Origin of the sequence: Stieleria marina (assembly GCA_007741555.1) — a bacterium.
GTDB lineage: Bacteria > Planctomycetota > Planctomycetia > Pirellulales > Pirellulaceae > K23-9.
On the sequence record CP036526.1, the window covers coordinates 6,211,618 to 6,224,494 of the forward strand.

The 12,877-nt window shown below is 54.0% G+C and carries 11 protein-coding genes; 8 read left to right on the top strand and 3 right to left on the bottom strand.

The window, feature by feature from the left end:
* Window positions 1–76: 76 nt before the first annotated feature.
* The 3 genes from K239x_RS22080 to K239x_RS22090 form a co-directional block, all read right to left on the bottom strand.
* The gene (locus K239x_RS22080) at window positions 77–1,762 is read right to left on the bottom strand and encodes an ABC1 kinase family protein (protein WP_145420534.1); all 1,686 of its coding nucleotides are present in this window, start codon (window positions 1,760–1,762) and stop codon (window positions 77–79) included.
* Window positions 1,763–1,971: 209 nt separating this feature from the next.
* Complete coding sequence (locus K239x_RS22085; RefSeq protein WP_145420535.1) at window positions 1,972–2,385, bottom strand: hypothetical protein; 414 nt, start codon at window positions 2,383–2,385, stop codon at window positions 1,972–1,974.
* Window positions 2,386–2,780: 395 nt separating this feature from the next.
* On the bottom strand, window positions 2,781–4,217 hold the full coding sequence (locus tag K239x_RS22090; protein ID WP_145420536.1) for a PAS domain S-box protein: 1,437 nt from the start codon (window positions 4,215–4,217) through the stop codon (window positions 2,781–2,783).
* 576 nt (window positions 4,218–4,793) lie between these two features.
* On the opposite strand from K239x_RS22090, the gene K239x_RS22095 reads away from it, so the two are divergent.
* The 8 genes from K239x_RS22095 (at window position 4,794) to K239x_RS22130 (ending at window position 12,868) form a co-directional block, all read left to right on the top strand.
* On the top strand, window positions 4,794–5,276 hold the full coding sequence (locus tag K239x_RS22095) for a universal stress protein (RefSeq protein ID WP_419189267.1): 483 nt from the start codon (window positions 4,794–4,796) through the stop codon (window positions 5,274–5,276).
* 462 nt (window positions 5,277–5,738) lie between these two features.
* Complete coding sequence (gene trxA / locus K239x_RS22100) at window positions 5,739–6,128, top strand: thioredoxin (RefSeq protein ID WP_473163549.1); 390 nt, start codon at window positions 5,739–5,741, stop codon at window positions 6,126–6,128.
* Between the two features lie 172 nt (window positions 6,129–6,300).
* Window positions 6,301–8,406, top strand: coding sequence for a glycogen debranching protein (locus tag K239x_RS22105; RefSeq protein ID WP_145420538.1), 2,106 nt, complete (start codon window positions 6,301–6,303; stop codon window positions 8,404–8,406).
* Window positions 8,393–9,952, top strand: coding sequence for a 4-alpha-glucanotransferase (gene malQ, locus K239x_RS22110; RefSeq protein ID WP_145420539.1), 1,560 nt, complete (start codon window positions 8,393–8,395; stop codon window positions 9,950–9,952). Before K239x_RS22105 ends, malQ begins: the two co-directional genes overlap by 14 nt.
* 308 nt (window positions 9,953–10,260) lie before the next feature.
* Window positions 10,261–10,713 (top strand): DsrE family protein, encoded by a 453-nt coding sequence (locus K239x_RS22115; RefSeq protein WP_145420540.1) that lies wholly within the window; start codon window positions 10,261–10,263, stop codon window positions 10,711–10,713.
* A 100-nt stretch (window positions 10,714–10,813) separates the two neighbouring features.
* Window positions 10,814–11,164, top strand: a complete 351-nt coding sequence (locus K239x_RS22120) for an ArsR/SmtB family transcription factor (protein ID WP_145420541.1) — start codon at window positions 10,814–10,816, stop codon at window positions 11,162–11,164.
* 76 nt (window positions 11,165–11,240) lie between these two features.
* The gene (locus K239x_RS22125; protein WP_145420542.1) at window positions 11,241–11,813 is read left to right on the top strand and encodes a rhodanese-like domain-containing protein; all 573 of its coding nucleotides are present in this window, start codon (window positions 11,241–11,243) and stop codon (window positions 11,811–11,813) included.
* A 194-nt stretch (window positions 11,814–12,007) separates the two neighbouring features.
* A complete protein-coding gene (locus K239x_RS22130; protein ID WP_145420543.1) occupies window positions 12,008–12,868 on the top strand; it encodes a sulfite exporter TauE/SafE family protein in 861 nt (286 codons plus the stop codon).
* Window positions 12,869–12,877 lie beyond the last annotated feature (9 nt).

Sequence of the window (12,877 nt, forward strand, 5' to 3'; positions counted from 1 at the left end):
CTATCGCGTCACCGGCTACCAACGTCATTTCGTTCTTGCCCTTGAAGCGATGCCTCTGCGTTCTGAAGCACGCTGGCTACTCGCTTCGCGAGATTTGCAGGACGATAATACAACCCATCAAGGTCGCCACGACACAACCTACGATGCCTGGCAGTGACGTGTGCAGGATGAGCGGCGGGACTTGGTTGCTCCACAGCGAAGCAGACCCAATAAAAAGGGCTGCGGTTAAGATGCCCATCACCAAGCGATTGACGACCGGTTCCAATCGCCGGTGCTCCAGATGGATGTCGAATCGCCCCCGCTTCATGTTGTGCAGAATGTCGGCAGCGTCTTTGGGCAGAATTTCAAGCAGATGATCCCAGTCTTTCGCCACCGACTTCATTCTTCGTAGCAACTTCCTGGGCGACAGCCGCCGTGCGACCGCCTTTCGAGCGTAAGGTTCGATCAACTCCGCCAGGCTGAACTGCGGATTCAGTTCGCGCGAAGTTCCCTCCAGCATGACAAAGACCTTCAGCAGCATGCTAATTTTGGACGGCAGCACGATCCGGTGTTCACGAATGACTTGCACAATGCCAGTCAGACAACCGCTAATGTCAAACCCATCCAACGATTGCCCCATGTAATCGCCAAGGAAATCCTGGACCGAATTCAAAAGACTTTGCTCGTCAAAGTCTGCCGGCACGTCGCCCAATCGCACCATCACTTCAGCGATCGCTTCGGCGTCCTGGTTGGCCGCGGCGATCAGTACGTGCTCCAAATCTGCTCGTAGTGATTCATCGACGCGGCCGACCATTCCGCAGTCGAGGACTCCGATCACGCTGAGTGCATTATTGCTGCCAGAATGACCCGGCGAGCCTTCCGCATCGAGCACCATTAAATTTCCCGGGTGCGGATCCGCGTGGTAAAAACCATCGCGAAAAATCATATCCAGAAACAAAGTTGCGCCGCGACGGGCAACCGCATCCAAGTTCACTCCCGCATTCTCAAGACTTGCTTTGTCGCAAATCCCAACGCCCTCAAATCGCTCCATCGTCAGGACGCGGCGCGAACAATATTCGGCAAACGGCTTTGCAAATTGAACGGAAGGATCATCCTGGAAATTTTTGCGAAAAGCCTCTGCGTTAGAACGTTCGCGAGCGAAATCAAGTTCCCGCATCAGCGTCTGCTTGAATTCACGCACCACTTGCACGGGACGATACTGCCGCAAATACGCCGAATGCTTTTCAGCTAGCTCGGCAAGCCGCCGGAGGATATCGAGGTCGTTGACGATCTTTTGCTCAATGCCGCCATGCTGCACTTTCACGACCACATCTTCACCAGAGTGCAAACGAGCCCGGTGCACTTGACCGATCGAGGCGGAAGCCATCGCGGTCGGGTCAAATTCGGAAAACAGCAATTCCAAGCGATCGCCAAGTTCCAGTTCAATCATCGCCGCGACAGTTGCTGGATCGTCAGCAGGCGTGTTTGCACACAGTTCGGCAAGTTCACGTGCGAGCGTCACGCCAACGACGTCGGGGCGAGTGCTTAGCACTTGGCCGAGCTTGATGAACGTCGCACCGAGTTCTGTCATTGCTACACGGATGCGTTGTTCCGTGGAAAGTTGACTCTCCACATCAGAACTAGCCGAGCTGACGATTCTGGCCAACCACTCCGGCGCACTCACCGTCAGCCAATCGGCCAAGCCGTGCTTTGCCAGAATCGTGACGACTTCGCGAAACCGATCGGCACTGCGAACAAACTGCGGGATGACGTTTCTATCCAACGCTTGACTGCTTCCAGGAGAGAGAGACAAGGAAGACCGAATCATACTCGACAATACCCCCAATACGCGATGCAGCGACAAGGATCATTTACGACGCTGCCGTGGCGTGGGACGCCAAACACACGGCAACGTTCTTTTCGCCTCGCCGCTGCAGCAAACGAATCGCGATGCCCTTCCTCGTTCCTGCTTTCTGCCTACATCTCACGCCGTTAAACGGGCTCCTGGAGGGCTTTCGTCAACATCGCAACGGTTGCCATTGCCTGATGGTGATGTTTCTTGATGCGCTCGTGAGCATCCTGTTGATGACAATGCAGATCCGCCTGCTTGGTGTGTTGGTCACCTCGCACTTCATCAAGACTTGCTGAGGAACCGTCCTGCAAAGATTCCGCCAATGCCTTTTCATGGTGCTCAAGGCCACCGACAAGCGACTTGACGGAATCATCATGTTCATCCAACGCCTGCCCGTGCTCGTTGACGCGACTGAGGGCTGCCTGCAGTTGAACGATCGCAGCCGAGTGCTCCATTCGCCAGTTTTGAATATCGTTCAACCAACACTCAGCATCGCTCTTCCAGTGACGATGGTCAGAGTGGGCATGGGCGGCGGAATTTTGGCTAACGGTCATGGTTCTGTTCCTTGCTTAAAAGACATTGATTGACAGTTCCCAGTAAGACGCAACTGTCGTACCAAACAGGGATCAGATTCGCAGACGCGGTCAACTATCCGCCGGACAAGCTCCGGCACTTTTCAAACGCCACCCGATGAACGAGCAGCTCCGTGCATGGCGGGAAGAAATCTGCGAGCTTGAACGCGCGATTGCCTCAGAGATTCACCCGGCGCAAACACACGTCCCGTTTCCGATTGCAGGTAGCGGGTGGTCTCCCATCCGGGGGTGCGAAAACGTCACAGCGGGTGCGCGCAGCGCGCGTGGAAGAGCTTTCGCGTGACCTCTTTGCTGACAGCACCGACCAATGCTTGCCGATCTTCTTCAATGCGATGGCTAACGACAATGAGATGGGATTACACAGGCAAGGTCAAGACAAATTCAGCACCATCGAGAGAGTCCGCGCCGAGGCGAATATCACCTCCATGAGCCTCGACGATTCGCTTTACGATGGCCATGCCAAGCCCGGTGCCCTTTGCCTTGGTCGTATAGAAAGGTTCGAACACCTTCCGTCGCTGGTCACTATTGAGCCCGGGACCGTTATCGCGGATGGCAATTGTCAGACGACCGCCGTCATTGCTGCAGTGAACTTGGATCTCCGCTGCGACACCGCCTACAAAGGCGGCAACTGAATTTTCAAACAGATTGCGAAAAACTTGGCTGACCCGAAAGGCATCAACGTCACAGTGCAAGTCCAAGTTGTTTGTGACTTCAGCAAATTGAACCCTTCTGGCGGCTTTGTTGTTGGCTTTGACGTCCAGCCATGCGTCCCGCCAGATTTCCTGCAAGGAACATCGCTTGCGTTCAAGATTCGTCGGTGCGGCAAACTGACGAAGCTCCTCGAGCAAATGTTCCAGTCCCTTTTCGGCACGTTGGATACACGCGATTTCCTCAATCGCATCGGGATCGTCTTTGTCAATTTCAAGAAGCATCTCAGCGCTGCAGGAAATCCGCTGCAAGAAATTGCGACTCTCGTGCGCCATGGACGTCGCGACTTGCCCAATGGCCGCTAGTCGCTCGGCTTGCGCCGCTCGAATCTCGGCTTGTTTGCGGTTAGTAATGTCAAGGATGATTGCAAAAAAAGCCGGCCGACCTTGATAGGTCGTTTTCTGAAGATGAACCTCCACATCGTAGTGACTGCCGTCTTTGCGACAATGCTCCGTTTCGAAGACGAGCATGTCTTCTTGACCGTTGACAAGCGGCAGGATCAACTCCGAAAACGTCTCCGCGGTGTGGTAGGGCTTGATGTCAACCGGTGACATTTGTCGCAGATCATCCAGCGTGTAACCGATGTTATGACATGCACCTCGATTGACATTCAAAAACTTTAGCGTCTCAGCGTCAAAGACGAATACTTCATTGAGCGAGGACTCCAGTATGCGTCCCAATTCTGCCTGCAACACAGCGGCAAGCTTTCTGTCACTCGCATCCCGAATGATGCCGGTGAAGATCCGTTTGCTGCCAACCGTTGCCTCGCTGATCGCCAGATCGATCGGAAAGGTAGTACCATCCTTTCGCTTCGCGACCACCTCTCTTCCAATGCCAATGATCTTTGCGTGCCGCGTCTCTTGGTAATTGGAAAGGTACTTATCGTGCTCCTCCTGATAAGGCGATGGCATCAGGATTTTCACGTTTTCGCCGTACAGTTCCTCGACGGCGTAGCCAAACATTCGCTCGGTAGCGGGGTTCGCAGATAGAATGACTCCGCTTTCATCAATCGTTATGATGGCGTCCGCTGCTGTCTGCAGAATTGCTTCCAGCTGCTTTTCGCGTTCCGAGATGGCCTCGCTCATGTCTACTCGTAGGGTTTGGCTTGTTAGGGAGGCCTAGACGATCTACTCGAAATCTGCAGTCAACTTATCTTACTCGTCGCTGTGAATCATCGCACTCGCACAAAGCGTTTGCGGAGTGATTTAGTAAGATCAGAGTCAAACAGTCAAAATCGTCGATGAGGAACTGCCTGGACATGAAATCGGCGTTTGAAAATTCTTCCCCCCGTTAACATGGTAGGTTCTGTCTGTCGCTGACAAGCAACCGCTCGATTCCTGAATCGCTTGTCTTGCGTGTGATGGCACGCTTGTTGGATCGCAGACGCTTTTCGCATTCGGTGGGACGGGGGGTTGTGCGATCGGCAATGCCAAGAGCTGTGGCTCGCATGCGTTACATTGGGGAGGAGCCTGGATACGTGGAGCGGAAATGCCCGTGCCCCAGTCAGTACCACCAATGGTCGCTGCGTTGATCCCACCAACGGGAGCCCGGCAACGTCCTACAATTGATTCCCGCGAAGCGTGCGAACATCTTTGTTTGCAACACGTTTTTGGGGCACCTCTTTCGCGCTCTATTAAACGCCGATACCTCCAAGTCCGTTGATGGCCATGAACTTCTTTTCCAACACAAAAACACTGGTTCCGATCGACTTTTCGGAGTACTCCAAACGCGCCGTCGAAACCGCGATGCAAGTCACCAGCAACGCAAATATTTTCCTGCTGCACGTTGTCGACCCGGCCCAGCTGTACGGTTTCGATGATAACGGTGGCTATGAACTGGGCGGCGGAATGGGTGAAACGATGGGCGCAAAGCAAGGTGCTGCTGAGTTGGAAAAGCAGCACCGCGACGCCGCACTGAAAGCCATGCAGGGCCTGTTTGGTGATGAGAAGCATCACGGCATTGTCTTCGCCGTTGTCATCAGCGACCCGCCGCACGGAATTGCTCAATTCGCAACCGAGAACAAGGTCGGGTTGATCGTCCTGCCGTCTCATGGTCGCACCGGCGCAAAACGGTTATCGATTGGGAGCGTCGCAGAGAGAGTCGTTCGCTTGTCGCACTGCCCAGTGCTGGTCCTGCGCGAATAAGTGCTGGTCCTGCGCGAATAAGTGATGGTCCTGCGCGAATAGCAGCTCAGTTGTCTCAGACAAGACTCGATTGATGTGCCTTGGCACGGGGATGATCGTGCCCTCAGGTTTCCGCACCTTGCTTGAATTTTGACCGAGCAATCCGATGCGATTTCGACAGGGCCTCGTTAACTTGACAGATATTGCTGCCCGTCTTTGCACAGCATGACTCCCTGACTGATTTATGGGCGGATAGCGTGCATGAATCTGGGCAGGTGTGCCAGTTTCGCTCACGAACAGGCTGATTGGTTCGCATTCAATTTTGGCACGGCCTTTGCCTTGCTGCTTAACATATACGTTCTTTCCAAACGCCCCTCATTGACCAGCTCGTTGGCACGCCCCGCGACTGATTCCGCACACTGACATCCCGCTCTGCAGCTGAGAATAAATAGAATGCACTTAGTATGCCCCCAGTGCTCGACCGTGAATCGTGTCCCTGCCCCCAAGTTGACTGATGGCCCGATCTGCGGAGAGTGCAAACAATCGTTGCTGCCGAACCATCCCATCGAACTGAGCGAAAACACATTTGCAAAGTTTATCGCCAGAACCGAACTGCCGGTTCTCGTGGATTTCTGGGCGCCTTGGTGCGGTCCTTGCCGCATGATGGCCCCCGCGTTTGCAGAAGCCGCGGCAAAACTGTCTCCCAACACAATCCTGGTCAAACTGGATACCGAAGCGTCACCGATCGCAGCCTCTCCCTTCAACATCACAGGCATTCCAACATTGATTTTGTTCAAAGGCGGAAAAGTAATTGCGCGTCAGTCCGGAGCGATGAACGCGGAACAGATCGTGCGGTTCGCAAACCATGTGTAAAGGATGACAAATTTGCTTCCGCCATTTCATTCCCCGATTTTTAGCAAGCTGAACGGGCTCTATTTTTCCAGCAAAACAGAAAATGCGAATTGGTGTTCTATGCAGCGCAGGAGACGCACCGCCGAGCTATTAAAACTCTTTGAAAGAATGTCCATCTAGTGGAACCGCGAACATGAATCGCTGGGAAAGAATCGAGGGAACACCATTCCCGTTTGGCGCAACTTGGCTTGCGACCGAACAAGCATTCAACTTTTCAATTTACTCCAAGCACGGGGAATCGATTCGTTTATTGCTTTATTCGCAGAGTGATTTAGTACACCCCTGCTTTGAATACGAATTTGACTACCTGAAAAACAAATCGGGACCGACGTGGCATTGCCGCGTTCCAATATCGCAAGCTCCAGACGCGTACTACTACGCCTACCACGTCGATGGGCCGGCTCCCGAACCTGGTTTCAACTGGCACAATTTCGATGCCGCAAAGATCTTGCTTGATCCTTATGCAAAGAATGTGTTCTTCCCCGAAGACTTCAGCCACGACGCGGCTTGCCAACCGGGCTCCAATGCCGGCAAGGCACCCCTGGGCGTCTTACCGAGCAAGCTGCACTTCTCAGGAAAACCACATGACAAACCGCTTCGCCATGGCAGCGACCTTGTGATCTACGAAATGCATGTGCGCGGATTCACACGCCACCCCAGTTCAGCCATCGCCGAAGCAAAACACGGGACATTCCTGGGAATCGTCGAAAAGATTCCGTACCTCGTCGACTTGGGTGTGACCGCCGTTGAACTGATGCCCGTCTTTCAGTTTGATCCCCAGGATGACAATTACTGGGGCTACATGCCGCTGAATTTCTTTGCTCCGCACCATGGCTACTCAACGGATCCCAATGCCTCCCATCAGCAAGACGAGTTCCGCAAGATGGTGAAGGCTCTTCATCAAGCTGGCATCGAAATTATTCTTGATGTCGTGTTCAACCACACCTGCGAAGGAGACCATCACGGGCCAACGTATAGTTTTAAAGGAATCGACAGCAGCACATTTTACATGACGTCGGGAAATCCAGACGCACCCTTTGCAAACTACAGCGGTACCGGAAACACCCTGCACACCGCCAATCGCGCTGTCCGCCGAAGCATCATCGATAGCCTGCGATACTGGGACACTGAAATGTGCGTCGATGGATTCCGATTCGACCTGGCGTCCATTTTCACTCGCAGCACCGACGGTTCGATTGATCTGGACGACCCTCCTGTCATCAGCCAAATCGGTACCGATGTAGAACTAACCGACTGTCGATTGATTGCAGAACCTTGGGACGCAGGAGGAGCGTTTCAGCTGGGACAAAAGTTCCCAGGCCAAAGATGGATGCAGTGGAATGCTCGCTACCGGGACACGCTCCAGCAGTTCGTGCGCGGCGACCGGGGACTGATCGGCGATCTGATGCAACGTCTCTATGGGAGCGACGATCTTTTCCCCGACGACCGGATGCATGCGTATCAACCGCCATTGAGTGTCAACTACGTCACCTCGCACGACGGTTGGACATTGTACGACCTCGTCTCCTACACCGAGAAACGAAATTGGGCCAATGGTCATGACAACCAAGATGGCGCCGACGAGTATTCGTCAAACTGCGGCTGGGAAGGAGACGAAGGGGCGCCGGAAACGGTGGTGCAACTTCGCAAACAGCAGGTCAAAAACTTCGCGTGTTTGCTCATGCTCTCCAACGGAACTCCCATGTTCCGAATGGGAGATGAGTTCATGCAGACTCAGCAGGGCAACAACAATCCTTACAACCAAGACAACGAAACAAGCTGGCTGGACTGGGACCTGCTGCACACAAACGCAGATGTCTTTCGCTTCTTTCAACGAATGATCGCGTTTCGCAAACAGCATCCTTCGATCAGCCGGTCCCGGTTCTGGCGTGACGACGTAAAATGGTACGGCGCGGAGCATGCAGTGGACCTGTCGGCGCCGTCTCAGCAACTGGCCTTCTGCTTGCACGGAGGCTCCCAAAACGACGACGACATCTACGTCATTATCAATGCGGCGGACACGCCAGTTGAATTTGGCATTCACGAAGGGCAAGCCGGTGATTGGACGCGTGTAGTGGACACAGGACGCCAAAGCCCCGATGATTTCTGGGACGCGTCCGACGACCGCGTAAACATCGTGACTTACCCTGCAAGTGCGCGGTCAGTAGTCGTCTTATTGCGTTCGGGCTTATTGCGTTCGGGCAAGCACACCAACGAAATCGCGAATGACTCTGACTAACTCCAATGAACGTGCTGCGGGTGTACTCCTGCACGTGACGTCGCTGCCTTCGGAATTTGGCATCGGCGATATGGGGCCAGGAGCATGGGCGTGGATCGATCGTTTGTCAGAGGCAGGGCAAAGCTGGTGGCAGCTTTTGCCGCTGGGTCCCATCGGCCCTGGGAACTCTCCCTACAGCCCCTTTTCAACGTTCGCTGGCAACGTCTTGCTGCTTAGCCCGGAGCGTCTAGCCGAAGAAGGGCTGCTGTCGCGTGCCGATTGCGTTTGCCCCGATTTTCCGAAAAACGATGTCGATTTCGACGCCGTTTCGCTCTTCAAGCTTCGACTTCTTGACACGGCCTGGCAGAACTTCAGCAACGACACTGACGCAACTTTACGGACTGCGTTTGAGACATTTTGCCAAACACAGAGTTCATGGCTGGACGATTATGCGTTGCTCTTTGCGCTGCAGCAACGTTATCGATTCGTCTCCTACCTTGAACTCCCCGACGAGCTCTTGAACCGCGATCCGGCTGCCATGGCTCGATCAAAACTAGAATTGGCCGATTCGATTGACCGCTGCCGATTCGGACAGTTCTTGTTTTTCCGCCAATGGAATGCGCTGCGGCAGTACGCAGGCCAAAAGGGTGTTCGCTTGATTGGGGACCTTCCGTTTTTTGTCTCAGCCAATTCGGCGGACGTCTGGTCTCACCCCGAAATTTTTCTGCTAGACAAGCAACACAAGCCTACGTTCGTGGCCGGAGTGCCGCCAGATTATTTCAGCGACACCGGCCAACTCTGGGGCAACCCAGTCTACAACTGGCAGGCACTTCAAAAACAGGGATATCGCTGGTGGATCCAACGCATTGAAGCACTGCTGTCGCTGGTTGATGTGATCCGCCTGGATCACTTTCGCGCGTTCGCGGCGGCCTGGCACGTTCCGACGGACGCCACCACTGCCGAATCAGGAGAATGGCTGCCTGGCCCAGCCGCCGACTTCTTTGAACACATGCGCAGCACGTTGGGCAGACTGCCATTTGTTGCCGAAGACCTGGGGCTGATCACCGACGATGTCCACGAACTTCGCGATCAGTTTCAGCTGCCTGGCACGCGTGTTCTACAGTTCGCTTTTGATGGCGATCCTGCCAACCCATTTCTCACTGACAATTATCCCAGCAACACCGTCGCGTACACCGGCACGCACGACAATGACACAACACGCGGATGGTACGAAAGCCTTGACGCAGAACAGCTTCAGATCGTTCAGAAAACACTGAAAGACCGCAAATTAGCGTCCAACACGATCGCTCCGGAATTCATCCGTTTGGTTTGGTCGTCGCAGTCCACATTGGCGATCGCTCCGCTACAGGACATTCTCAATCTCGGGACCGAATCGAAAATGAACGTTCCCGGAACCACCGATGGCAACTGGCAATGGCGCTGCACTTCACAGATGCTCGACCAAGCCGACTGGCAATCGCTTCGTGATTTGACGGATCGCACCGGTCGCCTGCCGTCAGCCCATGGCGATGGCGATGGCGACAATAGCCCTTTGGAAGTCCGTTGATACTCTGGATCGACTAACACGGTGGCGAATCTGTCACACGGGTCGCGCGTGACACTCATCCATCAATAGCTGGGCCCAGCTTTGTTGCGGGACACTGTCTGCTTGTTATCCAAGGCATCATGGATGCATTGCGCCCAATTTGGACTCCAGCGGGACGGCACGTGTAAGACCGCGGGAAGCGAATCCGCGACACCCACCAAGTGATGATCTGAGATTTGGATTCCTGCGTGATGGGTTCGCTGGCACGGTAAGTGCATTGCAGAATCGTTACTTGATACGATTCCTCCATTCTCCAATGGGACCACAAGATGAGACAATGCATTTCGATCGTCGCTACTTTTGCCTTGCTGCTCGCTGCGTTACCGGCCCAAGCTGAAGATCACAAGCAAGCCCCAAAGGCACAGCAGGTTGTCGTCCACCTTTCTCATTTTACTGACGACCTTCATCGCTGTTTTATGGCGTTGAAAGTCGCTGGTTTAATGCAGACACATGGCGCAGAGGTTTCAATTTTCCTTGATCTTGAAGGCGTGCGTTTGGCACAGCGGCGCCAAGAACTAGCTTTTACCTGGGGAGCCGATTCCCCGACTCTAGCTGAGTACTACGACAAGTTCACAGCGGCCGGTGGCAAAGTGGTGGTGTGCCCACACTGTGCCAAATCCGCTCACGTCAGCCAAGGTGGACTGAGACGCAATGCGGAAATTGCCACGATGCCGGCGTTGGGAAAACTGCTCGTCGACGCCGACAAAGTAATGGACTATTAAACGGGACCAGAAAAACCGGAGTTTCATTCATTGACATATCGCGAGGTGACGATATATATAAGCAGGGACTCAAACCACGCGAGGAGTAGAGGAGTAATTGATGGCAATCAAACCAAAGTCGAAAAAGCTGATTAAGCCGGTGGGCTCAGTCCAGGATTTTGCTCAAGCGGCCGAATGCCTCAAGACATTGGCACATCCGGTCCGTTTGCGAATCGTTCAGTTACTGCTCCACGGTCGATACACGGTGGGCGAATTGGCCGAAGACTGCGAAATCCCGGACAATGTGGCGTCCGAAAACCTGCGATTACTGCAACGATGTGGCTTTTTGATAAGCGAACGAGAGGGCCGGCGTGTGTACTACCAAGTCGCTGAGCCGCATCTCAGCAAACTAATGGATTGCATCGAGGGCCGGTTCCTTCCCAGTGGCACACGGCCCAAAAAACAAACGTGACGCAGCGTTCCCTTTTTTTAACCTCACCTATCGTCACATTGTGACATAACGACACATAAAGACATGAGATCAAGCCATGACAGAGCTCAGCACAGTATCAGTTCACCAGCTCGCAGAGTTGCATTCGCAGGACGCCGTCGACGTGATCGATGTGCGATCCCCAGCGGAGTTTCGCGGCGTGCATGCGGCGATCGCCCGCAATGTGCCACTGGATTCCCTGGACCCTCACACCGTCATGGCCCAGCGAAATGGGACCGCAGGCGAATCGCTCTATGTGATCTGTCTTAGCGGAGGTCGATCAACCAAGGCTTGCCAGAAATTCGCAGAAGCCGGTTTCTCCAATGTCATCAATGTCGAAGGAGGAACCAATGCTTGGGACAAAGCCGGTTTACCGGTCAATCGCGGAACACAAACGGTTTCATTGGAACGGCAAGTGCGTATCACAGTCGGTGCCATTGTGATGGTGACTGGTTTGCTGGCCTTCGTCGCTTCGCCCCCGCTCTCATCGATCGCCGCTGGAGTGGCCGCCGCCTGCGGAGCGGGGCTGGCATTGGCAGGAATCACAAATTCGTGCGTGATGGGAATGCTACTTGCAAAGATGCCCTGGAACCGAGCCAAAGGCGAAGAAAGTTGTTGTTCAGTTAAGTAACCAGCTGAAATCCAAATGACTTGAACTGTTACGGGACAAAACAAACATGCGCGTCAAACACAACTGCCGGCCATGCGTGTCGCACTTGATTGCAGATGACCTACAAAACGAACCCCACTTTCCTTACGCAGACCTCAACGCCGTCCCATTCCTGATCGGTGGTGTGGGTCAACCGATGGTCGGAGCCACCTGAGATGACAACCATATTGATCGGAGCGCTCATCATCGGCTTGACGCTAGGAATGCTAGGCAGCGGTGGTTCAGCGATCACGGTTCCTGTCCTGGTCTATCTAGTGGGTCATGGCACCAAGGAATCGATCGCAGAATCGATGGCGATCGTTGGATTGATTTCGATTGCCGCTGCGGTGCCCTACGCCAAGGCGAGGCAGATCGACTGGCGCAGCGTTTGGTTCTTTGGCATTCCGGGAATGTTTGGCACTTTCTTCGGCGCTTGGATCGGCGGGCTGTCGACCGATGCGGCCCAGTTGGTCGTATTCGGAATCGTCCTACTGGTTGCCGCGTATTCCATGCTTCGCAGGCGAAAAGGCAGCACGGCATCCAACGAAGACTTGCAGATCGAATCGGAGCGACCTCCCGTTTGGAAAGTTGGAGCCGAAGGATCTGTCGTAGGAATCGTCACGGGGTTCGTCGGTGTCGGCGGCGGATTCTTAATCGTTCCGGCCTTGGTACTGCTTGGCAACTTGCCCATGCGTCTGGCGATCGGAACAAGCTTGGTCATCATCGCGGCAAAGTCGGCGATCGGTTTCGCCAAGTACGAACACTACCTGCTGGCCCACGATTCGACGGTCAACTCACAAACGATTCTGGTGTTTGTTTTGATCGGTGTCGTAGGCAGCCTGGTGGGCCGTGCCATCAATACACATATGAATCAACGCAAGTTGAAACTGGTGTTTGCAGTGTTTCTGATCTTGCTGGGCGGATTTGTGATCATTCGCGAAGGCAGCAAAGTTTTTTTGTCAGACAATGATGTCGCCGTTCACACCAGCACGCCCCCTTTTACAAACCAGTACGCAATCAATCGCCTTTCAAATTAGGAATCGAAT

Bases quoted from the DNA above. Each gene is read 5' to 3' on its own strand.
- K239x_RS22085 (WP_145420535.1), bottom strand. From the start codon at position 2,385: ATGACCGTTAGCCAAAATTCCGCCGCCCATGCCCACTCTGACCATCGT.
- K239x_RS22115 (WP_145420540.1), top strand. From the start codon at position 10,261: ATGAGACAATGCATTTCGATCGTCGCTACTTTTGCCTTGCTGCTCGCT.
- K239x_RS22105 (WP_145420538.1), top strand. From the start codon at position 6,301: ATGAATCGCTGGGAAAGAATCGAGGGAACACCATTCCCGTTTGGCGCA.
- K239x_RS22130 (WP_145420543.1), top strand. From the start codon at position 12,008: ATGACAACCATATTGATCGGAGCGCTCATCATCGGCTTGACGCTAGGA.
- malQ (WP_145420539.1), top strand. From the start codon at position 8,393: ATGACTCTGACTAACTCCAATGAACGTGCTGCGGGTGTACTCCTGCAC.
- K239x_RS22120 (WP_145420541.1), top strand. From the start codon at position 10,814: ATGGCAATCAAACCAAAGTCGAAAAAGCTGATTAAGCCGGTGGGCTCA.
- K239x_RS22095 (WP_419189267.1), top strand. From the start codon at position 4,794: ATGGCCATGAACTTCTTTTCCAACACAAAAACACTGGTTCCGATCGAC.
- K239x_RS22090 (WP_145420536.1), bottom strand. From the start codon at position 4,217: ATGAGCGAGGCCATCTCGGAACGCGAAAAGCAGCTGGAAGCAATTCTG.
- K239x_RS22125 (WP_145420542.1), top strand. From the start codon at position 11,241: ATGACAGAGCTCAGCACAGTATCAGTTCACCAGCTCGCAGAGTTGCAT.